The 24,182-nt window shown below is 35.7% G+C and carries 18 protein-coding genes and 1 riboswitch; of the genes, 10 read left to right on the plus strand and 8 right to left on the minus strand.

Annotated features, from left to right (window positions below):
* Window positions 1–49 precede the first annotated feature (49 nt).
* Both ACFOZ1_RS09490 and ACFOZ1_RS09495 read left to right on the plus strand, forming a co-directional pair.
* Complete coding sequence (locus tag ACFOZ1_RS09490; RefSeq protein WP_390198764.1) at window positions 50–991, plus strand: NADP-dependent oxidoreductase; 942 nt, start codon at window positions 50–52, stop codon at window positions 989–991.
* Between the two features lie 254 nt (window positions 992–1,245).
* Window positions 1,246–3,177, plus strand: a complete 1,932-nt coding sequence (locus tag ACFOZ1_RS09495; protein ID WP_390198766.1) for a fructose-1,6-bisphosphatase — start codon at window positions 1,246–1,248, stop codon at window positions 3,175–3,177.
* A gap of 241 nt (window positions 3,178–3,418) precedes the next feature.
* On the opposite strand, the gene ACFOZ1_RS09500 is transcribed toward ACFOZ1_RS09495, so the two are convergent.
* Complete coding sequence (locus tag ACFOZ1_RS09500; RefSeq protein WP_390198768.1) at window positions 3,419–4,609, minus strand: coenzyme F420-0:L-glutamate ligase; 1,191 nt, start codon at window positions 4,607–4,609, stop codon at window positions 3,419–3,421.
* Window positions 4,610–4,719: 110 nt separating this feature from the next.
* Here ACFOZ1_RS09500 and ACFOZ1_RS09505 point away from each other — a divergent pair, with 110 nt between their 5' ends.
* The 5 genes from ACFOZ1_RS09505 (at window position 4,720) to ACFOZ1_RS09525 (ending at window position 9,231) form a co-directional block, all read left to right on the plus strand.
* Complete coding sequence (locus ACFOZ1_RS09505; protein ID WP_390198770.1) at window positions 4,720–5,619, plus strand: LysR family transcriptional regulator; 900 nt, start codon at window positions 4,720–4,722, stop codon at window positions 5,617–5,619.
* 9 nt (window positions 5,620–5,628) lie between these two features.
* Window positions 5,629–6,333, plus strand: a complete 705-nt coding sequence (locus ACFOZ1_RS09510; protein ID WP_390198772.1) for a sulfite exporter TauE/SafE family protein — start codon at window positions 5,629–5,631, stop codon at window positions 6,331–6,333.
* An 82-nt stretch (window positions 6,334–6,415) separates the two neighbouring features.
* Entirely contained in the window at window positions 6,416–8,338 is a 1,923-nt protein-coding gene (locus tag ACFOZ1_RS09515; RefSeq protein ID WP_390198774.1) for a heavy metal translocating P-type ATPase, read from the plus strand.
* Window positions 8,319–9,005: a Crp/Fnr family transcriptional regulator gene (locus ACFOZ1_RS09520; RefSeq protein ID WP_390198775.1), complete on the plus strand. Its 687-nt coding sequence runs from the start codon at window positions 8,319–8,321 to the stop codon at window positions 9,003–9,005. Before ACFOZ1_RS09515 ends, ACFOZ1_RS09520 begins: the two co-directional genes overlap by 20 nt.
* Before the next feature lie 16 nt (window positions 9,006–9,021).
* Entirely contained in the window at window positions 9,022–9,231 is a 210-nt protein-coding gene (locus ACFOZ1_RS09525; RefSeq protein WP_390198777.1) for a heavy-metal-associated domain-containing protein, read from the plus strand.
* 206 nt (window positions 9,232–9,437) lie between these two features.
* On the opposite strand, the gene ACFOZ1_RS09530 is transcribed toward ACFOZ1_RS09525, so the two are convergent.
* From ACFOZ1_RS09530 to ACFOZ1_RS09540, 3 genes are all read right to left on the minus strand, one after another.
* A complete protein-coding gene (locus ACFOZ1_RS09530; protein ID WP_390198778.1) occupies window positions 9,438–13,649 on the minus strand; it encodes an endo-1,4-beta-xylanase in 4,212 nt (1,403 codons plus the stop codon).
* 219 nt (window positions 13,650–13,868) lie between these two features.
* A complete protein-coding gene (locus ACFOZ1_RS09535) occupies window positions 13,869–14,621 on the minus strand; it encodes a YibE/F family protein (RefSeq protein ID WP_390198780.1) in 753 nt (250 codons plus the stop codon).
* Window positions 14,618–15,706, minus strand: coding sequence for a YibE/F family protein (locus ACFOZ1_RS09540; protein WP_390198781.1), 1,089 nt, complete (start codon window positions 15,704–15,706; stop codon window positions 14,618–14,620). Before ACFOZ1_RS09540 ends, ACFOZ1_RS09535 begins: the two co-directional genes overlap by 4 nt.
* A 228-nt stretch (window positions 15,707–15,934) precedes the next feature.
* On the opposite strand from ACFOZ1_RS09540, the gene ACFOZ1_RS09545 reads away from it, so the two are divergent.
* Window positions 15,935–17,413, plus strand: a complete 1,479-nt coding sequence (locus ACFOZ1_RS09545; protein ID WP_390198783.1) for a malate:quinone oxidoreductase — start codon at window positions 15,935–15,937, stop codon at window positions 17,411–17,413.
* A gap of 59 nt (window positions 17,414–17,472) precedes the next feature.
* A riboswitch (PreQ1 riboswitch) is annotated at window positions 17,473–17,521 on the plus strand.
* Between the two features lie 129 nt (window positions 17,522–17,650).
* A complete protein-coding gene (locus ACFOZ1_RS09550; protein WP_390199011.1) occupies window positions 17,651–18,187 on the plus strand; it encodes a VUT family protein in 537 nt (178 codons plus the stop codon).
* Window positions 18,188–18,298: 111 nt separating this feature from the next.
* Here the strand turns inward: ACFOZ1_RS09550 and ACFOZ1_RS09555 are convergent, their stop codons facing one another.
* The 4 genes from ACFOZ1_RS09555 to ACFOZ1_RS09570 form a co-directional block, all read right to left on the minus strand.
* The gene (locus ACFOZ1_RS09555; RefSeq protein ID WP_390198785.1) at window positions 18,299–19,237 is read right to left on the minus strand and encodes a magnesium transporter CorA family protein; all 939 of its coding nucleotides are present in this window, start codon (window positions 19,235–19,237) and stop codon (window positions 18,299–18,301) included.
* A 133-nt stretch (window positions 19,238–19,370) separates the two neighbouring features.
* Complete coding sequence (locus tag ACFOZ1_RS09560) at window positions 19,371–20,201, minus strand: energy-coupling factor transporter transmembrane component T family protein (RefSeq protein ID WP_390198787.1); 831 nt, start codon at window positions 20,199–20,201, stop codon at window positions 19,371–19,373.
* A complete protein-coding gene (locus ACFOZ1_RS09565; protein ID WP_390198789.1) occupies window positions 20,192–21,910 on the minus strand; it encodes an ABC transporter ATP-binding protein in 1,719 nt (572 codons plus the stop codon). Before ACFOZ1_RS09565 ends, ACFOZ1_RS09560 begins: the two co-directional genes overlap by 10 nt.
* A 25-nt stretch (window positions 21,911–21,935) precedes the next feature.
* Window positions 21,936–22,490, minus strand: a complete 555-nt coding sequence (locus tag ACFOZ1_RS09570) for an ECF-type riboflavin transporter substrate-binding protein (protein WP_390198791.1) — start codon at window positions 22,488–22,490, stop codon at window positions 21,936–21,938.
* Between the two features lie 234 nt (window positions 22,491–22,724).
* Here ACFOZ1_RS09570 and ACFOZ1_RS09575 point away from each other — a divergent pair, with 234 nt between their 5' ends.
* Window positions 22,725–24,089 (plus strand): YjiH family protein, encoded by a 1,365-nt coding sequence (locus ACFOZ1_RS09575; protein ID WP_390198793.1) that lies wholly within the window; start codon window positions 22,725–22,727, stop codon window positions 24,087–24,089.
* Window positions 24,090–24,182: the final 93 nt, after the last annotated feature.

The following is a 24,182-nucleotide window of genomic DNA, read 5'->3' on the forward strand; positions in this document are numbered from 1 at the left end:
AAGTAAGTAGTGAATACTACAAATAAATCAGTTGCTAGGAGTGTAATAGATGCAAACAAAAGCAGTTGTTATTCATAAATATGGTAGTAAAGATGTATTAGAAGAAGCAGAAGTGACATTACCAGAGTTAGGTGCAAATCAAGTACTAGTAAAGGTAAAAGCGACGTCTATTAATCCGATAGATTGGAAATTACGTGAAGGATATTTGAAGCAAATGTTTGATTGGGAATTTCCAATTATTCTTGGCTGGGATGTAGCAGGTGTTATAGAAGCAGTTGGTGAAGAGGTAACAGAATGGAAAGTCGGAGAAGAAATCTTCGCTCGCCCTGATACAACGAGATTTGGTACGTATGCTGAATATACGATTGTAGATACGAATTTGTTAGCAAAGAAACCAACGGATGTGTCATTTGAAGATGCAGCTGCTGTTCCACTTGCTGGACTGACAGCATACCAAGCATTGTTTGACCATGGTCAGCTTGAAAGTGGCCAAAAAGTACTGATTCACGCAGGTGCAGGTGGTGTAGGAACATATGCAATCCAATTAGCGAAAGAAAAAGGAGCATATGTGATCACAACCGCAAGTCCAAAAAACAATGAATTGCTTATATCATTAGGCGCAGATGAAGTGATTGATTATCATACAACAGATATAAAAGATATCAGACATGAAGTGGATTTAGTAATAGATACAATCGGAGGAAAAACGCAAGAAGAAAGTTTTGACATTGTAAAACAAGGAGGGCGTATCATTTCGATTGTAGGTGAACCGAATCAAGACAAAGCAAAAGAGAAAAATGTTGTAGCAAAAAGCATTTGGTTACAACCTGATGGAAAACAATTAAGTGAATTAGCCGCATTGATGGAGCAAGGTAAATTAAAAAGCATTGTGGGGAATACATTACCATTCTCAGGTAGAGGAATCTATGATGCCCATGCACTAAGCGAAACGCATCATGCAACAGGAAAAATTGTTATATCAATGAATTAATCATAATGACAAACTAGGTGTTTCTTTTATAGAGGCACCTAGTTTATTTTTTTATAAAAGATAAATATGTGTATATTTCCTGGGAAATGAAGCTTATTTTGACGAAATGAGGCAGAAACTTCTGTTTTTATTAAAAACAACACATTGAATTAAATATGTTGCATTATTAGATAATAATAGTGGATATACGTTGTATTTATTGTTACAATAGTTCGTATAATTAGAGTGAAGAGAAACGAGGGAGTGTTGTAATAATGGATACAAAGTATTTGGAATTACTTGCAGAAAAGTATGATACAGAAGAGAAAGTCGTAACGGAAATTATTAATCTTGAAGCAATTCTACATTTGCCTAAAGGTACAGAGCATTTTGTTAGTGATTTACATGGAGAATACCATGCATTTCAACACGTCCTTCGAAATGCTTCAGGTAAAGTAAAAGAAAAAATCAAAGATATTTTCAAAGATACAATGACAGAACAACAGATTAATGAGTTTGCAACACTTGTGTATTATCCAGAAGAAAAAATCAAACTAATGAAGAACCAACTAACAAATAAAGACGCATTGCACCAATGGTATCAACAAGTGATTTGTGACATGATTACACTGATTCCATATGCTTCATCTAAATACACAAGATCCAAATTACGTAAAGCATTACCAGAACAATTTGTTTATGTAATAGAGGAATTACTATATAAATCAGATAAATATTCCAATAAAAAGACATATTACGAACAAATCATGCAACAAATCATTACATTAGGGCAGTCTGATAAATTAATTACTGGCCTTTCCTACACCATCCAACGACTAATTGTCGATCATCTACACGTGGTCGGCGATATTTATGACCGTGGACCAGATCCTGATAAAATTATGGATACGCTCATTCAGTATCATTCTGTAGATATTCAATGGGGAAATCATGATGTTTTGTGGCTTGGTGCATATGCAGGTTCAAAAGTATGTCTGGCTAATATTATTCGGATTTGTGCAAGATATGACAACCTGGATATTATTGAAGATGTATATGGCATTAATTTACGTCCATTATTAACATTAGCAGAGAAATATTATGAAGATAATCCAGCATTTAGACCGAAACAACATAAAGACAAAGCATTATCAGAACATGAAGCATTACAAATTACAAAAATTCACCAAGCGATTGCGATGATTCAATTCAAATTAGAAAGTCCGATTATTAAGAGACGTCCATTTTTCAATATGGAAGATCGTTTAGTATTAGAAAAAATCAATTATGATACGGGTGAAATATCTATAGGTGACACAATGTATCCATTAGAAAATACATGTTTCCATACGATTAATCCAGATAATCCGACAGCGTTATTAGACGAAGAGGAAGAAGTCATTCATAAATTACTAGTTTCTGTCCAACATTCCGAGAAGCTAGCTAGACATATGAAATTTTTGATGAAAAAAGGTAGCCTTTATTTACCTTACAATGGGAACTTACTCATCCATGGTTGTATTCCACTTAACGAGTCAGGAGAACTTGCCTCAATGGAAATGGAAGGGACAGTCTATAAAGGACGCGCATTGCTTGATACATTCGAATCCTTTTTGCGTTATGCCTTTTCACATCGCGACGTGACAGATGATTTAGCTACAGATATGGTATGGTACTTATGGACAGGGGAGTATTCCTCACTATTTGGAAAACGTGCCATGACTACATTTGAGCGCTATTTTATTGCAGATAAGCATACACATAAAGAAGTGAAAAACCCTTATTATTATTTGAGAGAAGACGAGGAGGTGTGTCGTCGCATTTTAACAGAATTTGATTTGGATCCTGATAAAGGACATATTATTAATGGTCATACACCTGTGAAGGAGATTGAAGGAGAGAATCCGATTAAGGCAAATGGTAAGATGATTGTGATTGATGGGGGCTTCTCAAAAGCTTACCAATCGACAACAGGAATAGCAGGATATACTTTACTGTATAATTCTTTTGGCATGCAATTAGTTGCGCACCAACAGTTCAATTCGAAAGCAGAAATGATAGAAAATGGTGCAGATGTTTTATCAGTAAAGCGTGTCGTGGATAAAGAATTAGAACGAAAGAAAGTAAGAGAAACCAATACTGGAGAACAATTACAAGACCAGATTGATAGATTAAAAATGCTGATGGAATATAAATATATTGATTAAAGGATAGAAAAAAAGGCTAGAACATAGGGAAGGTTAATTCCTTTCTTTGTTCTAGTCTTTTTCGTTTCTAACCAGACGTTTTCGCTTTTGTATCGTCCAGCTGCAACGTCCAGAAACTAGGAGACTTCGCAAAACTCCCTACAATAAGTCATCATCGACTCGTACCTCGTCGTGATTCCTTTATTTCAGTCGTTTCACTCCAGTCTCTACGTTTCTAAGCGGACGTTTCCGCTTTTGTATTTCACTTTGTATAGTTATCAAAGTATCCTTGGATGTAGATCATTGGTGTTCCTTTGTCGCCGCTTCCTGATGTTAAGTCAGATAAGGAACCGATTAAATCTGTCAGTTGACGTGGTGTTGTTCCTTGGGCTTCCATTGCACCAACAAGGTCGTCCTCTTTATTTGTAATGTAATCAGAAATGGCCTGTTTTAATTCCTCACCTTTTAAGTCAGCAAAATTGTTGTCAGCCAAATACTTCAATTTCACTTCATTTGGTGTGCCGTCTAATCCGCTTGTATAAGCAGGGGAAACAACAGGATCTGCTAACTCCCATATTTTACCGACAGGATCTTTGAATGCGCCATCGCCATAAATCATCACTTCGACATTTTTTCCCGTCTTTTCTTTTAATGATGCTTGGATTTTGTCTACAATTGGCTGGCAATTTCTCGGGAACAATTTCACACTTGTTTCTGTTGCTTTGTTAGATCCGAGTAAGCCATATGCTTCATTATATCCACTACCATCAATGGATTCTGATAAGATATTATCAAGGCTATATACCGTTTCTGCACCATTTGCGCGTAAGATACGTTTCGTGCGCTGACGTGTATGGATATCACATGCTAATACATGCTTCGTATGTGCTAATATCGCTTTAGGGTCATTGGCAAAAATCACTTCACAAGAAATACCCTCTGCCTCAACTAAAGATTTATAGTAATCAATATAATCTACACCAGTGAATGTGTGCTTGTTATATCCGAAGTGTTCGCGGAATGTTGCTTCTGTAAGAACATCTGACCATGGATTGATTCCTTTTTCATCTAATGTATCTAAATCTACTAAGTGGTTTCCAACTTCATCTGATGGATAACTTAACATAAGCACAATTTTCTTTGCGCCTTTTGCAATACCACTTAAGCAGTTCGCAAAACGATTTCTACTTAAAATTGGGAAGATGACCCCAATTGTTTCATCACCGAACTTATTCTTTACATCACTAGCAATATGATCCATTGTTACATAATTTCCTTGTGCACGAGCAACAACAGATTCTGTTACTGCGACAATATCTTTATCCTGTATATCAAAGCCTTCAACAGATGCTGCATGCAAAACTGTATCCACAACAATCTCTTCAATCGCATCTCCTTGGTTAATAATTGGACCACGAAGGCCTCTTACTACAGTTCCAATAACTCTTTCCACTTGATATTCGCCCCTTAAAGTAAATAATAAATGATACATTCACTATACAATAATGTTACTATATAAGTAAAATTAATATTAGTAATAATATATATAAGGAGAATTAATGGATGGTAAACAAGTTAGACTTGTATCGAATCTTTATTATAGTAGGTCAACATGAGAGTTTTTCGAAGGCTGCCAAACATTTATATATGACACAGTCAGCTGTCAGTCAAGCAATGAAGCAATTAGAGAAAGAATTAGACACAAGACTATTTACTCGTAATCAAAAAGGCGTGTCATTAACTGATGAAGGAGCATTGTTGTTTGATTATGTCTATTCTGCAATCAATTTAATCCGTACAGGAGAAGAGAAAATTTTGGAATTTAAGAATTTAACAGCAGGAGAATTGAAGATTGGAGTAGGGGACACCATTTCTAAATATTTTTTGTTGTCCTATTTAGAGACATTCCATAACAATTATCCAAAAATTAGATTCAAATTAGTAAATGGTACCACAACAGAAGTTACGGCATTATTGAAATCAGGCGATGTAGATGTCATTGTCTGTAACTTCCCATTAAAAGACCCAACATTAGAACAACTACCATGTATGGAAATTCAAGATATCTTTGTTTGTGGAGAGGTATATAAACAAAAGATAAAAGAACCGTTAGCAATGAAAGCATTGAATGAATTACCGCTCATCTTCTTAGAACCGAATTCTAACTCACGTCATTATGTAGAAGATTTCTTACTATCAAAAGGAATAAAATTAGAACCAGAATTCGAATTAGGCTCATATGATTTGTTACTGGAGTTTGCTAAGATTAACTTAGGTATCGCATGTGTGACGAGGGAATTTTCTAAAGAGTATTTACAGAAAGGCATTGTACACGAGATCCAGATGAAGGATCAAATACCACCGAGAAACGTCGGGGTTGCCTATTTGAAAAGTGTCCCATTGTCTCCGGCATCAAAGAAATTCGTCGAAGTCATTCAAGAGGGCCAAAATGAATCATGTTAGGAGTAAAAAATGGATAGTGTATTACTTATTGTCATTATATTAGTTGCATCGATATTACAAACAAGTACGGGCTTTGGCTTCTCTATTTTAGCCACACCCTTTTTATTGTTATTATTTGCACCAAATGAAGCAATCCAAATCAATTTACTATTGTCGCTAGTTATTTCAATTTTACTTTATACAAAAATAAAAAAAGATGTAGAATTCCAAACATTGAAGCGACTAATTATCGGAAGTATCGCAGGCCTTCCATTAGGCATGCTTCTTTTTCTACTACTCGATGTAGAGAAGTTAAAGTTATGGGTAAGTATTGTGTTATTTATTCTCACACTATTATTAATTGCAAAATTACGAGTGAAGCAAAATAAGAATCGAGATATTTTTGTCGGAACATTATCTGGTTTATTTACAACAAGTATGGGAATGCCAGGGCCACCATTGTTACTGTATTTTGCGAGTGTAAATACAAACAAAGAGAAATTAAGAGGCACCACACTAGCTTTCTATTTATTTATCTACAGCATTAGTCTTATCATTCAACTGCTCTTCGCAGGAACGACGAGCAAGATGTGGATAGCAAGTGGCCTTACCTTGCCATTCGTATTTATCGGACTATTTCTAGGGCAACTACTATTTCGTAAAATGAATCAACAAGTCTTCCAAAAACTTGTTTATGCATTATTACTATTTACAGCAATCTATTTATTGTTGTAAATATTTTTTAAAAAATTGATTTAGGTCAATTTCTCTTCTTTCATTATCAACTATGATAAATGTATCGAAAGGAGAGAGTGCGATGTACCTATTCATTCAACATAAAAATAAGTTATTAGTTATCACAGCGATTTGTATTGCATTAGCGTTTGTACTTGATTGGAGAGATGAAACAACTTGGAGTAATATGTTCTATTTACTAGCAACAATCGTAGCAAGTATGCCAATCCTATATAAGGCAATCCAGGCGAGTATGCACAGAACATTCAGTATTGAATTACTTGTGATGATTGCTGTTATAGGTGCTTTATTTATACAGGAATATATCGAAGCAGCTATGGTTACTTTTTTATTTTTACTTGGGGATTTTTTAGAGGCACGAACATTACGGAAGACGAGATCCTCTCTACAAGCATTATTAGACTTGCAGCCAGAAGAAGCGATAGTGTTAGAAAACAATATAGAATACAAAGTGCCGACAGAACAAGTGAAAGTAGGGCAAAAGATACGCATTAAGCCTGGCGGGAAAGTACCGGTAGATGGGGAAGTGTATGATGGTTCTGCATCTATTATGGAAGCGAGCATTACAGGTGAATCCATTCCAGCAGTTAAAACAATTGGGCATCATGTATATGCAGGGACAATTGTTGAAGATGGCTATATCGAGATGTATGCAACAAAAGTCGGTGAAGATACTACGTATGCAAAAATTATCAATCTAGTAGAAGAAGCACAGGAAACAAAGACAAAAGCAGAGAGATTCCTTAATCGTTTTGCATCTATCTATACACCGTCTATTATTGTCCTAGCGATTCTTGTATACCTTTTTACAAAAGAGATTTCTATTGCTATTACTTTTCTTGTTATCGCATGTCCTGGTGCACTTGTGATTGGTGCACCTGTATCCACGGTTGTCGGGATTGGAAATGGAGCGAAGCATGGTGCGTTAATCAAAGGTGGAGAGGTGCTAGACAGACTTCGAAAAATCGATACATTATTTTTTGATAAAACAGGTACGTTAACAAAAGGGAAGCCTGAAGTAACGAATATCACCGTTTATGGATCTATGGATAGACAGACATTGTTACAATATGTTGCTATTGCTGAGAAGAGGTCGGAACACCATTTAGGCAAGACCATTGTTCAACAAGCAAAAAAAGAAAAGATAGACATAAGTAAAGACGCATCAATTGTCACATTTGTAAAAGGAAAAGGTGTAAAAGCAGTCCTTTCAAACAAGAAGCTTTATATAGGTAATCGAAAATTAATGCTGAAAGAGGATATACAGTTACCAGAAGAAGTACTAAATGACGCCACAACACAAGAACAAATCGGTAGTACTGTCATATTTGTTGCAATGGACCAAAAAGTAGTTGGGATGATCGCGATTGTTGACCAAATAAGAGAAGACGCAGTTAGTGCGATTCAACAACTGAGAAATAGTGGCGTGAAAAATGTCATGATGCTAACAGGGGATAATCGACATACAGCAAAAATGGTTGCAAATCGATTAGAGTTAGATGGATTTAAAGCAGAATTACTTCCAGAAGACAAGGCAGAAATCATTAAGCAAATGCAGGCAAAAGGGCACATGATTGCGATGGTTGGGGATGGTGTGAATGATGCGCCAGCAATTGCAAGAGCGGATATTGGACTTGCAATGGGCGAAGGTGGCACAGATGTGGCAATGGAGACAGCAGATATTGTCTTAATGGCAGACCAATTAAGTCAGTTCGCCCATGCTCATTCTTTAGCTAAAGTGACGATAAGAAATATGAAACAAAATATTGCCATTGCCATGCTTACAGTTGCCTTTTTACTTATCGGAGTATTACAAGGACACATTCATTTAGCTAATGGGATGTTCATACATGAAGCAAGTGTTTTACTTGTTATACTGAACGCAATGCGATTGCATCATTTTCGTTCAAATCAAAAGGGAAACAACCCTATTTTTCACTTCATGAAAGCAAGGAGGAAACAACATGCACCAATCAGGATGTAATCATCATATGGAGCACTGTGTCGCAGCTGTACCAATTTTTAACCATTTGTCTAAGGAAGAAATGCTTGAAATTACCGCGCTAGCGACACCACGATCATTTAAGCGAGGGGAATTTCTTTATCAACCACAGATAGATGCAGACGCATTGTATATTGTGCATACAGGCATTGTAAAAGTTTATCGATTAAATGATCTAGGGAAGGAACAATTAGTTCGGTTTTTAAGACAGGGCGATTTCACGGGTGAATTAGCAATATTTCATTCCTCAAGCTATGAATCTTATGCCGAAATCATGATAGATGCAACGATTTGTGTCCTAACCAAAAAGGCGTTGCAACAATTGTTAGAAAAATATCCTAAGATTGCGTGGAAGATTATGGAGGAATTTTCTCGCCGTTTAGAAGTTTCAGAAAGACAGACAGCGCTTGTTGCAACAGAAAAAGTGGAAACAAGATTAGCATTGTATTTAGTTGAATTACTAGATGGAGATAAAAAGATAGTCGAATTACCTATGTCGAAGAAAGACATTGCATCCTATTTAGGTACAACACCTGAAACATTAAGTAGAAAGCTCACATCACTCGAGAACCAAGGCTATATTGAACAGCTGTCAAATAAAAAAATCAAAATGAATGATGTCGAAGGCTTGTTATCTTTAGATAAATAAAGGAGCGTGTGTGAATATGGAAAAAGCAAATATTTATTTAGAAGAAGTAAGTTGCCCATCATGTGTAAAAAAGATAGAAAGTGCTTTAACAAAAGTAACAGGAGTGGAAAGTGCGAAAATGTATTTCCATTCAAGCAAAGTGAAAGTAGATTATGATGAAAAAAAGACGTCACATCATGCACTTGAGAAAGTGATACAGGATTTGGGTTATGTTGTGAAAAAATAAAAAAATCACCGTAAGCAATTAGGAATTGCTTACGGTGGTTGCGTTTCTAACCGGACGCTTACGCTTTTGAATCATCTAGCTTCAGCGTCCAGAAACTAGGTGACTTCACAAAGCGCCTTACGATAAGTCATCATCGATTCGCAAGCTCATCGTGATTCCTTTATCTCAGTTGCTTAGTTCCAGTCACTACGTTTCTAACCGGACGCTTACGCTTTTGAATCTCTCCTTCTAATGATGAGGATTGCTATTGCTCCGATTATTAGGAGTACAATTCCAATTATCAAATAGTTACCCATATCTGTTGCTGTATTAGGTAGCTCGTTTGTTCCGTTGTTTTCTTCTGGTTTTGGATCTATATTTTCTTCGCCTTCTGTTGTTTTTTCGAACACAGTAAATGTACTAAAATGAGATGTTTCTGCTACGATACGATTATTATCTAGTTCGCCACCGATTTCTTCCCATTTCTCATCTGTTTCCTTCCAATAGTAAATTTTAGCTTTAGTAGTATCTTTCGTTTGTTCTGTGTCGATAGTAAATCCTAATAAAATTGGTGTATCGAACTGAGTGACTTCGATTTCTCCTTGTTGGATACTAAAATCATATACGGCACTAATCGCTTGTTCGATGTCTTTCATTTTTGTTAACGCAATCGTTACTGCTTCATCGCCATTTGTAAAGTTAGAAGCAGGTATGTGTAATTGAACATCTTGCTTTTGAATGATGACCGTTGCTTGTTGTGCTTTTAAATGTTTGACTTGTTCACTTGTTAACGTAATCTCTACTGTAGAGTTGTGATTGCTCAAGTCTATGTGTAGTACACCATTTTCGTTTAATAGCTCGATGTCTTCATTCGTTATCGTTACTTTGCCATCTTCTACAGTTGGGTTAACGATAACTAGATCTTTTTTCGGTGTGTCATTTGGTTCACCTGGCTTGTTCGGCTCCTCAGGATCTGGTGTTGGTTCTGGATCTGGATTCGGCTCAGGATCTGGATTCGGTGTCGGGTCTGGATCCGGATCTGGTGTTGATGTCGCTTGTTCCAATGTCAATACACCATAAACAGAAGTATCTTGATAACCTACACCTGTTAAATCATTCCATGTTGCGGCACTTTGACGTGCACCGTCTTTTCCATCATTAATCTGCACATCAAAACCAATTTTATGTTGGTCGCTTGGCTCTATTGTGCGTAATGGTATCTTAAATTCTACTGTATACCCGTTGTCTGCTGTGACAGTTGCTGATTCAAATCCTTCTTCTATACCAGCAGGATTAAAGGATGCTTCATTACTATAGTTCACGCGATATTGTCCATCATCTTCTTCATAGAAAGTAGTCTTACCATTATTCTCATCAACGAAAACTTCTACGGAATCTTGTTCCCACGGATTTTCACTCGACTTGTCTAAAGAAGAATCACTTACTTTTACAAGTACATATAAATTCTCCTCATCCCACAATGCTTTTGCTGTACCATTTGCACCTTGCCATGCTGTTTGATATTGAGAAACTGGTAATGTCATCGCATCTTCCCATATGGAATCCACATCTCCATCAATTGTTGGTGTACCATAAGCTGCTGTGCCTTCTTTTGCATCAGGAAGTTTAGGTGGTTCATAATCTTCAAGAAATTTCTCTGGATCGATTATCGCATAGTAAGCAGCTTTTGCTTTTAAATCTTTATCAAATAGGAGTGGTGATTGCTCACTACGCCAGCTTGAAGCATCATTTAATCCCCACAAAGTTACACGAGAGATATGCTCGCTATGTTCTTTGTATAATGAGAATAATTGTGCATAAAGATATGCTTGTTCATTTTCCTCTTCTGCTGTTAATACACTGTTCGTTCCTGCTGCGATATCAAGTTCTGTTACACCAACTTCGACACCTAATGAAATGAATTTCTCTAAAGAACTTCTCACATTCTCGATTTTTGTGGCCAAATTATAGTGTGCTTGCATACCAATGCCATCAATTAATTTCTCGCCATTATGCTCACTCGCATAATTTTCATTTATTTCTTTAACCATTTGATAAATGGCTTCTGCTTTATTTTGATTATCATCATTGTAATCATTGTAATAAAGGTTTATATCCCAGCCATTTTCATCAATGACTTCTTTTGCTGCTTTGAATGCTTCTTCAATATAATCTGTTCCGATAGCTTTTAACCAACCAGATTGGCGCAGTGCCCCTTTCCAATCAGACGGATTAGGAGGGTTATCATTCATTGCCTCATTAACTACATCCCATGAAATGACGTTAGGACCAAAGTTCTCCACAGCTGTTTTCACATGTGTACGAAGGTTCTCAAGTGCTACTTCACGTGGTAATGGATTACCAGAAGCATCCGTATGTAACGACTCTTCTGATTGTTGATGCCATACAAGCACATGTCCGTGAATCTTTAACCCTTCATCCAATGCTCTTTGAACTAGTTCATTCTCTGCTGTGAAATCAAATTCACCATCTCCATTGTAAGCGTATCCTGGTTTCATTGCATTTTCTGCAGAAATTAAATTATGGTGCATCTTTAATAATTCTAGTCGAGTACCTTCAAATTCTGTCATGGATACGGCATTCCCGATCAGGAAATGTTCTTTATATACATCCTTTAATGGTTGTAAGTCTCTTTCGATATCGACAGTACCTGATCCTGTTGGTTCAAATGTAATATCATCAATATAGAAGGAAGCAGAAGCATTATTAGTACTTTCTACATAAATGGTTAATGCTTCATTTGCAATACTGTTATATCTATATGTTCCCTCTAATTGAACCCAACCATCAGCAGTTGTAATGGTTTTGCTTTGAATACTGTTATAACTTGCACTATCACCTGTTCCTACTTGTGTGGACAGTTGTAATTGTGAAGATTCAGGAGAAATCAATTTAACCCAAGCGGTAATGCGGTACTCTTCACCTTTATCGATATATTTAGCTACGTTTAATGAAGGACCATGCCAAGTTTCTGTCCGGTTCTCTACTTTTAAAGAAGAAGTACCATTTTCTGTACGATTTGCTTCATCTGTTACTGTTAATGTTTCTGTGCCACTACGACCTTCAAATCCACTTGTAGTCCCATCTTCAAATGTAATTGGTGTGAATTCCTCTGCAGGCGGACGAGTAGGTTCTTCTACTGATTCTTCTGTCAGATCTTTAATTATGAAATCATCGATAAAAATATCTGCTTTTGCTAAATCTTGATTCTGTGCATCATTTGCTTCAAACCAAATACGGAATTCAGTTGTATCTTTAGGAACAGTATAGGTTGTTTCAAATGCAACCCATTCGTCTGCTGTCACATTTTTGTTACCTATAAGCCATGGATTCTTATTATCTAATTCAGGAGATTCTACTTTACTTGCAAGGTGAAAATCATCTGCTCCTTCACTAATTTTTGCTTTAAAGGAAATGTTGTATTCTTTCCCTTCTTCTAATACGTTAGTTAAATCAAGTGATGGACTCGTTGCACGTTTTTCTCGACTATGGAAATGAAGTGCATGTGCTCCTTCATATGCTTGCTCTGAAGTAACCTCTGTTACTGCAGTTCCTTCCCATGAAATATGAGACCAACCATTTGTTTGTCCATCTTCAAAATTGTGATGCAAAATAACTTTGCCATCGGTGTTAGGATCAGTGGGGTCTTCTTCTAAAGGAACACCTAACCAGTTAGCGATGTCGGCTACGGTTGTTTCCATTTTGATATAATATCTTCCCATTTCGAATGGACCCTCATCACCTGACCATGCTTTGAAAGCATATCGAATGCCATTATCCGCATTTGCTTTTATAGCATGTTCATTATAGGCACCATATGGATATGCCATTAGAATTGGATCAGTTCCTGTAAGTGTTTTTAAGTATTCGTTAGCTGCAGCAATCTCTTCATTCGCTTGCTCAGCTGTAATGTTAGGTGTCCAGATTGTATCTTGTGTATGTGTTTTCGTATGATTTTGAAGACTTACTAAGGAGTTGTTCACCAATGATGTTAGTTGTTCACTAGTCATGCTATAATCTCCATCAATCCAATCGGATACAACAAAAAGTACTGCATGCATATTATATTTTTCTAATATTGGAAGTGCGTGTGTAATGAAGTCTGGAGTTGCGTCATCAAATGTAAGTAAAATAGGGCGATCAGGCGCTTCCAAATCCCCGTCTTTTATTTTTACATATTCTTCAGCAGTTAAACTAGTAAACCCATTTTCTTGTAAATGTTCTAGAGTTTGTTCCAATTCCTCGACACTGGTGTCTGTCCATTCGTTTGTAGGATTGTCTACAATGCGATGGTATAACAACACAGGTATTGCTTCGTCGCTTTCTTCTGCATGTACAGTAGGGTTTAACCATGTTGTAGGAAAAGCTAGTGTGAAAATAAGTAATAATGCAAAGAATTTCTTGAAGTTTTTCCTCATTCTTTTCTTTCCTCCATTCAATACTATAATAATTAAAACGCTTACAATTTGTAATTTTAACGACATTGCTACCGTAAGGAAATACGAAAACTAAAGGAAAAACTATAAAAATTAAACCTCTTTTTAGAAATGTGGTGTAAAACTTTAAATACTATAGATAAATAGGAGAATAGGTTTATTCTTAATGAACAAAAAAGCAGGGGAGAGAATCCCTGCTTGTTATTTTTTTACTAAATAGTTTGCTGTCATCCATGCGGCAATAGGTATGACAATGATTACACCCATTCCTGCAATAAAAATAGTAATGAGCTCATTTGCGAAAACTTTTGCGTTGAGTACTTCACCAAAGCTATAATCTAAATCTTTAAACCAAATCAAAAGACCGATATATCCACCAAAAAAGGCAAAGAATAGCGTGTTGCTACTTGTATTTAATATATCTCTGCCAATGGTCATTCCGGAGCGAAATAATTCTTGTCTTGAAATCTTAGGATGTTGATCAAATATTTCTCGCATTGGTGAGGTAATAGAAATAGCTGCATCAACAATGGCACCAATTGTACTCATAATGATGACAGATATCGCGATTTTTAAGAAATCTAGACCAATATAGACAGAATAAATCGTTAAAGAATCAGATTCTTCTTCACCAAATCCGTGAATCATCGCTTGATTCGTTAATAGAAAGATAAAGGACAACAACAAGAGTGTCGTCACAATAGTAGCGAGAAAGGCAAGCACTGTCTTACTGTTTACTTTGTTAATGTAAAATAAACTAATTGCACTAATTAAACTACATGCTACGAGTGTTAAGATAATCGGATTTGCATCAGGATCATTCATCACAAGTACTGTACTAATGACAATAACAAAATTGAGGAATAAAGCAATAAATGAACGCACACCTTTTTTACCTCCAATACTTGCCATTAAAATAAATAAAATGATGGATAGTAACAGAAGGACATTCATTTTATCGCCTGCTTTCTTTTAATGAAAAATATCGATAAGTAAATCGTAATAGGAATCGTTAACACTATCCCAATTCCACCAGCTAATGCACGGGCTATTTCCATTGATAGGTTCACCGTAATGGTAAAGTCTAACGGAGAACCATTCTTGAAATACAATAGCAACATCGGAATCGAACCACTAACATATGCGAAAAAAAGGATATTCGTCATTGTTCCCATAATGTCTCGTCCAATTTCTTTTCCAGCTTTTTTCAATACAGACACTTTGATTGCCTGATTTTTTTCATATAATTCAAACATGGAAGAAGCCATTGTGATTGCTACATCCATCACCGCACCTAACGAACCAATTAACAAACCAGCAAGGAAAATGAGTTGTGGATGTCTACTCACAAATGCCATTTCTTCGTACCGTAATCCTTGTTCCCCTGTAAGATAAAAGGCGACAAATGTAATGAGTAAAGACATAGATGTACAAATAAATGTCGCAAGAATAGCAGTATATGTTTTTGCACTATTGCCACTAGCCATAAATAATGACAAAATAGTGAATAATACAATACTGATTCCACAAATCACTAATAAGTTTATATTTGGATGTTGTGCATAGATATCCAAAGCAACAAATAAGATGATGGCATTTACTGCTAAACTAAGTACAGATAACGCACCTTGTTTTCGGCCGACAAATAGTAAGACAAGAATGAATAGCCAACCGATTAATACAATATAGACATCTCGTTTAAGATTGCCTACAGAGTCACCATCGTCTCCCAAAAAAAACGTATCTCCTTTTGCTAATGGATAAGAGATCGCTTGTGACTGACTATATTGATGTTCTATTGTGATTGATGTACCTTTACTTTCTCCATTTTGTATTTCTCCGGTAATTTCTAGTGTGTATAGCCTATCTTTATTACCATTTCCATCAACTAGTTCTTCCTTGGCAATTTCTTTCACTTCTGTAACATCAACAATGGTGTCAGAATAAAACGCCTCATTGTTCGTAACAAATAGAAGGGATAGCAGAAATAAGATAGCCATAATGAAATAGAAAGGATGGATTTTTTTAAAAAATGTCATCATATATACCTCCAAGTCCGTACCGATTATATCATGAATGTGAATAATGATTCGATAATCAACTTTTTTAAGAGAAGTAAGGCAACAAACAATAACTTATTATATAATCATAGATAGATATTTTCTTCCAACTCTAATAATGATAAACTAATAGTATGTAAGCGATTAGAGGATGATACAACTTTATATAGGTTCGTTAAAATCTAATGGAATAAGGAAGGTCTAAAAATGAGCAGCAATACTACGAAAACAGACGTAATCTTAATTGGTGCAGGAATTATGAGCGCGACACTTGGATCGCTATTAAAGGAATTAGCTCCAGATTGGAATATCAAAGTTTTTGAGAAATTAGACAAAGCTGGAGAAGAAAGTTCGAATGAATGGAATAATGCTGGAACAGGACACTCCGCTTTATGTGAACTAAATTATACAGTGGAAAAAGCAGATGGTTCCATTGACATTACAAAAGCACTTAAAATCAATGAAGATTTTCAAGTATCCAAGCAATTTTGGGCTTTTTTAGTGAACAAAGGATTAATAGAGCGCCCAAGTGAATTTATTATGCCATTACCACATATGAGTTTTGTCGAAGGAAACGACAATGTCAACTTTCTCAAAAAGCGTTTTGAAGCGCTCTCTACAAACCCGCTCTTTCATGGAATGGAATTTTCAGATCAACCAGAACAATTAAGTGAGTGGATTCCATTAATGATGCAACATCGTACAAGCAAGGAACCCATCGCGGCAACAAAAATCGATTCAGGTACAGATGTAAATTTTGGTGCATTAACAAGGAAATTACTACAACAACTAGGCGATAACGGTGTAGAAATTTCTTATAATCATAGTGTAGATACATTGAAACGAACAACAGATGGGGCTTGGGAGCTGCGTGTTCGTGACTTGAAGACTGGAACAACGCAACAGCATCAAGCGAAATTTGTCTTTATTGGTGCAGGTGGCGGAAGTTTGCATTTGCTCCAGAAGTCAGGTATACCAGAAAGCAAGCATATTGGAGGATTTCCAATTAGCGGCTTATTTATGGTATGTAAGAACAAAGAAATTGTCGCTCAACATCATGCGAAAGTTTATGGGAAAGCAAAGGTTGGTGCACCACCAATGTCTGTTCCGCACTTAGATACACGATATATTGATGGGGAGCAGTCATTATTATTTGGTCCATTTGCTGGATTTTCACCTAAATTTTTAAAAACAGGTTCAATGTTTGATTTACTTACATCAGTGAAGCCACATAATTTATTTACAATGTTAGCAGCAGGTGTGAAGAACTTTGCATTAACGAAGTATTTAATTGAACAAGTGTTATTATCTAAAGAGAAGCGGATGGAAGAATTACGTGATTTTATCCCAAATGCAAAGAGTGAAGATTGGGATTTGTTAGTTGCAGGTCAACGTGTACAAGTGATCAAAGATACTGAAAAAGGCAAGGGAACATTGCAATTTGGTACAGAAGTGGTCACAGCACAAGACGGTTCGATTGCAGCACTATTAGGCGCATCTCCTGGTGCCTCGACAGCAGTTACAGTCATGCTTGAAGTGTTAGAACGTTGTTTCACAGAGCATATAAAAGAATGGGAGCCGAAAATTAAAGAGATGGTACCATCCTATGGCGAATCTCTTCAACACAATCCAGAATTATTGACGAATGTAAACAACATGACGTCAACTCAACTAGGTTTAAAATAATGGAGAGATTGACAAAAAGAAAAAAAGCATTTACTATAAATGAATAATAAAATACCCGCTCGGGAGAGGTTCATAGCTTTTTAACCCTCTATAAAAAACTATGGATACAATGAAAGTCATGTCCATATTGGATGTGGCTTTTTTTTGTTTCTACATATGTTGTGCTATGAACCCTCTTAGATACCGTTATATTCGGCAGATGAGAGGGTTTTTGATTTGAAGGAGGAAATTACATTGATTAGAGTTTTACTTTATCTTGTGTCAATCGTGACTGCAAATGTAGTTACGGCGGCACTTATGCCATTACAAGTTGGGATGTTCATTATTCCAGCAGGTACATTATTTATTGGAGGAACATTTATTTTTCGTGATTTAGTACAGAATAAGTATGGTCGTCCGAAAACATATGGCTTTATCTTTATTGCGTTGGTATTGTCTGCACTTGTTTCATTTATGTTAGGAGATAGTTTGATGATTGTGATGGCATCTGCATTGTCCTTCGCCATTTCGGAGACAGCAGATACGGAAATCTATACAAGATTAAAGTTACCACTTGCATGGAGAGTGTTTTATAGCGGATTAGCTGGTGGTTTGCTCGATTCTGTTGTATTTGTCATTATTGGTTTAAGTCCAATAGGTGCAGGAATACTGCCTTGGGAAGCTATTCCTTTTGCTATTCTTGGTCAAGTCATTGCAAAAACAATGATTCAATTGATCGGTGCACTTGTTGTGAACAAAGTATACGTGAGTAGACAAAGCCAAGTGGCAGCATAAATAAGGAGCGGGACAGACAAACAATTGTGTCATGTTCCGCTCATTTTTTTCTTTTGTTAGATTTAACTATATTAACAAATCAATCCGCAATCTTAATAGCTATATCACTTTTTATTTGAAAATTCTTTTTCTCCATAAGAAGACTGCGACAACAATGCATAATAAAAGAGAGATGCCTAATGTAATGATCCAACCAATCGGACTTCTATCAGAAATAGGTAGAATCACATTCATCCCGAAAAAGCTGAAAACAAGTGTTGGTAATGTGAGGAATATGGTAAATAACGTCAAAGTTTTCATTACACTATTCATTTCATTTGAAATCAAAGAGGAATAGGTAGAGGACATTGATTCGACAATGTTCGTATACAATTCTGTTGTTTCAATTGCTTGTTGTGATTCAATTAGCACATCTTCTAACAGTTCCTTATCTTCCTCATACATCTTAATTGATTGTGTACGCAATAATCTCTTTAATACTACATCGTTTGCTTTTAGTGATGTAAGGAAATAAATCAGACTTTTTTCTATTTCCATTAATTTAAACAGTTCTTTGTTCGTCAAAGCATCTTTTAAATTTTTCTCGATACGAATACGTTGCTTATTTAATGATTTCAAATGATCGACATACATGCTAGCAATCATTAGCAATAACTGTAATGCAAAGCGACTCTTCATGGATGTGTGAATCCCTTTTTCTAAATTGTTTAGAGAAGGGACTGCTTGATGACATACTGTTAATATCACATCATTTGTTAGAATAATCCCAATCGGAATGGTTTTAAATGCGAACATATCCGATTCTGTAGGGACAGTTACAGGTAAGTCTTGAATAACTAATGTTGCATTGGAGTCTGCGTCATGTTCGACCCTTGCTGATTCTTCTAAATCTAGTGCATCTTCAATGAAATAATCAGGAATTTGACATGATTCTAGTAATTCATTGATTTCTTTTTTTGTTGGTGCAATACATTGAATCCAGCAATTCTTTTCGATTTGTTGGATTTCTTCTAGCACACCAGTTTCATTTGATTTATAAATTGTATACATACGACACACTTCCTTATCTAAAAACGACACACCGCTATCTTGGTAGGTGCCTTTGTAACGTTATACCCATTTTACTGTATGTGTAATCTTTCTTAAAAAAGAAAAATAGCGCGGACTTTACTTTCCACGCTTTTTAAAAAGGATTATAAAATCTTGTTCCATCATGGAATGTGATAATCATAAACAAGATAAATAGTAGGCTGCTAATCAGTAATGTAAGGTAATCTAATTTTGTTAAAGGTCGTTCACTATACCATGTGCGTTTGTTATGTTTACCAAAACTTCGTAATTCCATTGCGTTACTAATTGTTTCGATACGATCTAGACTCGAAAAAATTAATGGCATAATAATCGCTACAACATTTTTTAATCGTTTGGTGAGTTTCTCTTTATTCGACAAATCAATCCCACGTGCTTGTTGTACTTGCGCAATTGTTCTAAAGTCACGTTGGATGTCTGGGATATATCGCAATGCAAGCGAAATTGCCATACCGATTTTGTAATGGACTCCAATCTTATTTAAGGATGCAGCGAACTCACTTGGATGTGTTGTCACAATAAATAATAATGCTGCTGGAATCACAACAAAATACTTTAAAGTAATATTAAATTGGTAAAAAAGTTGCTCCAATGTCACAGTATATCTATTTGTCATTTCAAAAAGGACATGAGAACTATTGTAAATGGAGACACCTTCTTCAGGTGAAAATAAATAAATCGCCACATTATTTAATGCGAGGAAAAATAGGATAAACCACACGACAAATGATATTTCTTGCCATTTAATTTTAGAAAGCTTAAAAACAACTAAACTGAGCACGAACAGAATCAGTAAGACTCTAGTATCATATGTCAACATTGCAATCGTAGACCAAAGCAAGAAAATAATTAGTTTGGAAACACCTGATAATTTGTGCACAGGTGATTGTTTGTCTATATAGCCAAGCATATTTGTTACTGCCATGTTTTTCTAACCTTTCTATCATGCGAAATAAATTGTTCGATAAATGCCTTTGGATGCGTCATTCCAGACTTTATTGCTAAATCAAATAAAGAAGTTCGTTTAAGATTTGCTTTAGCAATAATCTGGTCATCTGTTAAGATATCAACAGGTGCTTTATCTGCAATCAATTTGCCATCAGCTAATACAAGTGCACGATTGGTGTATTCTAGCATGAGATGCATATCATGTGTAATGAAAATAATGGTAATCCCTTGTCGGTTCAATGTAAGAAGAAATTCCATCATTTCTGTATAATGACGCAAATCTTGTCCTGCTGTCGGTTCATCTAAAATAAGAATGGAAGGATTCAATACAAGAATAGAAGCAATCGTCACCCGTTTCTTTTGACCGAAGCTTAATGCAGAAATCGGCCAATTTCGATAAGGATATAATCCACAGATGCGTAATGTTTCATATACTCGTTCTTTTATCTCTTCTTCAGTAAGTCCGCGTTGTACTAACCCTAATGCTACTTCGTCATAAATCATATGTTTGGAAATCATATGATTTGGGTTTTGTAGCACATATCCAACATGCTTCGCCCGCTCAAAAATCGTTTTATCACGTATATCTTGATCATGAAACATAATCGTTCCATCTGAATACTTTTCAAATCCACAGATGACTTTGGATAATGTCGACTTACCAGCACCATTCTTTCCGATAATTGCCACCATTTCACCTGCCTTTATTTGAAAAGAGATGGAGTCAATAATTTTTTTCTTGTCATAAGAAAAGGTAACATCTTTTACATCAAGTACAGTGTGGTTGGCTCTAGGTTGCGTCGATGTAGAAAAGTCCTCGTCCATCTTTTGTTGTAATGCTAGCTTTGTTTGGTTAGAAATGTGTAATGTGTCGATATGGGCTGGTTGCATTTCCTCTGTTACCAGACATTGATGATATTTAAGTGCTTTCGTATATAATGGTTCTCTAATGTGTACATCAGACAATATATCGCTAGCAAGTAAGGCATCTGGTGTCATGTCTGCAACAATACATCCTTCATTTACGACAATAATTCTATCAAAAGGGATGTGTAGTGCATCCTCTATTCTATGTTCAATCATGATAATGGTCTTATTTGTATCTGTGTGAACCCGTTCAATGAGTTCCATTGCATATTTTCCTGTAGCTGGGTCAAGATTCGCTAATGGTTCATCAAATAATAAGATGTCTATTTCTTCATCTACCATTACACCTGCTAAGGATACCCGTTGTTTTTGTCCCCCTGACAATTCATGTATGGAATAATTCATTTGGTGATGAATATCAACTAATTTTGCGGTCTTTTCAACAATATCATGCATCTTTTTTTGTGGTACTAACTCATTTTCTAAAGTAAAGGCGATATCCTCTCCAACAGACAATCCGATAAATTGTCCATCTGTATCTTGAAGCACAGTTCCAACCCTTTTAGATAATGTAAAAATATCTAATGAAGCAGTTGGGGTGCCTTTTATGAGTAGATTACCTGTCATGTTACCTTTATATGAAAAAGGAACTAGCCCATTGAGACAATGAGCCAGTGTGCTTTTTCCAGAGCCAGAAGGTCCTACAATGAGGACTTTCTCGCCTTCATATATCGTTAAATCCATATCTATTAGAGAAGGTTCTGTTTGACTATGGTATTTAAATGTAAATTGTTCAAATTGTATCACAGGTTGTTTCATGTCATTCTCCTTCTACTAGTAACGATTACACTTCTTTTGAAAGACTATTTCCTTTGCTACGTGTTTTTGCATATGCAATTAATAATAATGTACCAATCACACCAACAGAGATGATGTTTGATATCCCTGCAACGGCTCCTTGTGTGAAGACTTTATTCGCTGGTTCAGCATATATGATAATATCTAATAATGGCGCTAGAATAAACCAACCAACAATCTGCACACATACCTGTACGACATTAAATGTCACAATCTGTTTAACACCGAATTCCCCGTCTTCCATACGAATTCGTTTGACAAGTAAACCAATAAAGAAACCAACAAATAAGGATACAAGCACCCAGCTCCACCATATAGAACCCCACATTAGTACATCTTTCAATGCATGGCCAATTAAACCGATTAGTCCACCAGCAATAGGGCCAAATAGCACACTCATAAATGCAAGAAAGGCAATAGCTGTTTCTATATTTGTATTAGGTATCCCTGTTGGAATTGTAACGAACCGTCCGAGAATGACATACACAGCAGCCCCAATACCGATTGCCACAATTGTTTTAATAGATAATTTTCCTAACATTCCGTGATCTCCTTTTTCTCTTATGTATTTTCTTCTACTATATACGATTTTCTCCTGTTTGCGTATATAAATTTGTAATCTTTTACTACTATTTTTTTGTGAGAGTATGAGATATCTAGAACATCGCGAAATATGTCGTTTTATGAAAACTTTCTAATAAATGGTCCTTGCATAATTATACAATAAAATGATATATTTATAATTACGAAAATTGATAGATATGGAGAGAACAACATGAATACGATACATCAACATAAAAAATATACAGCAATTCAATATATGAAGTTTTGGCTACCATCTTTGTTAGGGATTATCTTATTTTTAATACCTGTCTCAGATGGAGACAAAGTAACGATTGTACTAGGGATTTTTGCAGATAGTTTACAAGCATTATTAGCAGATTATATTCCATTAATTATGACAATTATCTTAATCATCTCGGCACTTGGAGCGATTATTGCAAAAATCATTCCATTGTCTAGTATAAAAAATAGTCCGTTCTTAACAAGTTTATTCGATATTTCCCCATTTTGGCTTGTGATGCGTTGTATTGGGGCAATCTTTGCATTTATGACATTAACAGAGACAGGACCATCTTTTATTTCATCTAGTTTAACAGGTGGTGTGGTGTTATTTGACCTGATTCCTGTATTAATGGTGTGGTTTTTCTTTGCATGTTTATTTATGCCATTATTATTACAATTTGGGCTGATGGACTTTATTGGTACGATTGTTAGAAAAGTAATGCAACCATTATTTAAATTACCAGGTCGTTCTTCTATTGATGCACTAGCTTCATGGATGGGTAGTGGAACTGTTGGTGTATTACTTACAACCAAACAATTTGAATCAGGCTATTATACGAAGCGTGAGGCGGCAGTTGTTGCAACAAACTTCTCGATTGCATCGATTGCATTTAGTTTAGTAATTGCAAAATTTCTAGAAATTGACCATATGTTTGTGGAATTTTATTTTACTGTTGTGGTTGCAGGTATCTTTGCAGCAATTATTGTCCCAAGAATTCCACCACTTTCGCTTAAAAAAGACACATACGAAGAGTCGATAGGGAAACAAATTGATGAAGATGTACCAAGTGGTGTATCTAGCTTTAGATTTGGTGTGGAAAAAGCTGTTGAAAAAGCAACACAAGTAAAAAGCTATCGAAATGTAATAAAAGATGGTATCCTTAATGTAATCGATATTTGGTTTTCTTTAATTCCGCTCGTGATGGCATTGGGAACGGTTGCATTAATTATTGCAGAAATGACACCGATTTTTGATTTCTTATCGTATCCATTTATTCCGTTTTTAGAACTTTTACAGATTCCAGAAGCAAAAGAAGCTGCACCTGCAATGATTGTAGGCTTTGCAGATATGTTTTTGCCTGCAGTAATTGGTAGTGGAATCGAATCAGAATTAACACGCTTTGTAATTGGTGTTATGTCATTGGCACAATTGATCTACATGTCGGAAATAGGTATCTTATTATTGAAATCTAAGATTCCGTTATCGTTCCTAGAATTATTTATAATTTTCTTACAAAGAACGATTATTACATTACCTGTTGTTGCATTAATGGCACATTTCTTGTTTTTTTAACGAATAGAAACAATTATAACAAGAGTGGCGATATATCCGAACTTATTCGATGGAATGGTTCGGATTTTACTGTTTATCCATGTTTATAAAATG

This window comes from Gracilibacillus marinus (genome assembly GCF_042651725.1).
Classification (GTDB): Bacteria; Bacillota; Bacilli; order Bacillales; family Amphibacillaceae; genus Gracilibacillus; species Gracilibacillus marinus.

What these genes read in the sequence shown, in the direction of transcription:
- ACFOZ1_RS09490 (WP_390198764.1), top strand. Translation starts at nt 50, where the DNA reads ATGCAAACAAAAGCAGTTGTTATTCATAAATATGGTAGTAAAGATGTA.
- ACFOZ1_RS09495 (WP_390198766.1), top strand. Translation starts at nt 1,246, where the DNA reads ATGGATACAAAGTATTTGGAATTACTTGCAGAAAAGTATGATACAGAA.
- ACFOZ1_RS09505 (WP_390198770.1), top strand. Translation starts at nt 4,720, where the DNA reads ATGGTAAACAAGTTAGACTTGTATCGAATCTTTATTATAGTAGGTCAA.
- ACFOZ1_RS09510 (WP_390198772.1), top strand. Translation starts at nt 5,629, where the DNA reads ATGGATAGTGTATTACTTATTGTCATTATATTAGTTGCATCGATATTA.
- ACFOZ1_RS09515 (WP_390198774.1), top strand. Translation starts at nt 6,416, where the DNA reads ATGTACCTATTCATTCAACATAAAAATAAGTTATTAGTTATCACAGCG.
- ACFOZ1_RS09520 (WP_390198775.1), top strand. Translation starts at nt 8,319, where the DNA reads ATGCACCAATCAGGATGTAATCATCATATGGAGCACTGTGTCGCAGCT.
- ACFOZ1_RS09525 (WP_390198777.1), top strand. Translation starts at nt 9,022, where the DNA reads ATGGAAAAAGCAAATATTTATTTAGAAGAAGTAAGTTGCCCATCATGT.
- ACFOZ1_RS09530 (WP_390198778.1), bottom strand. Translation starts at nt 13,649, where the DNA reads ATGAGGAAAAACTTCAAGAAATTCTTTGCATTATTACTTATTTTCACA.
- ACFOZ1_RS09535 (WP_390198780.1), bottom strand. Translation starts at nt 14,621, where the DNA reads ATGAATGTCCTTCTGTTACTATCCATCATTTTATTTATTTTAATGGCA.
- ACFOZ1_RS09540 (WP_390198781.1), bottom strand. Translation starts at nt 15,706, where the DNA reads ATGACATTTTTTAAAAAAATCCATCCTTTCTATTTCATTATGGCTATC.
- ACFOZ1_RS09545 (WP_390198783.1), top strand. Translation starts at nt 15,935, where the DNA reads ATGAGCAGCAATACTACGAAAACAGACGTAATCTTAATTGGTGCAGGA.
- ACFOZ1_RS09555 (WP_390198785.1), bottom strand. Translation starts at nt 19,237, where the DNA reads ATGTATACAATTTATAAATCAAATGAAACTGGTGTGCTAGAAGAAATC.
- ACFOZ1_RS09560 (WP_390198787.1), bottom strand. Translation starts at nt 20,201, where the DNA reads ATGGCAGTAACAAATATGCTTGGCTATATAGACAAACAATCACCTGTG.
- ACFOZ1_RS09565 (WP_390198789.1), bottom strand. Translation starts at nt 21,910, where the DNA reads ATGAAACAACCTGTGATACAATTTGAACAATTTACATTTAAATACCAT.
- ACFOZ1_RS09570 (WP_390198791.1), bottom strand. Translation starts at nt 22,490, where the DNA reads ATGTTAGGAAAATTATCTATTAAAACAATTGTGGCAATCGGTATTGGG.
- ACFOZ1_RS09575 (WP_390198793.1), top strand. Translation starts at nt 22,725, where the DNA reads ATGAATACGATACATCAACATAAAAAATATACAGCAATTCAATATATG.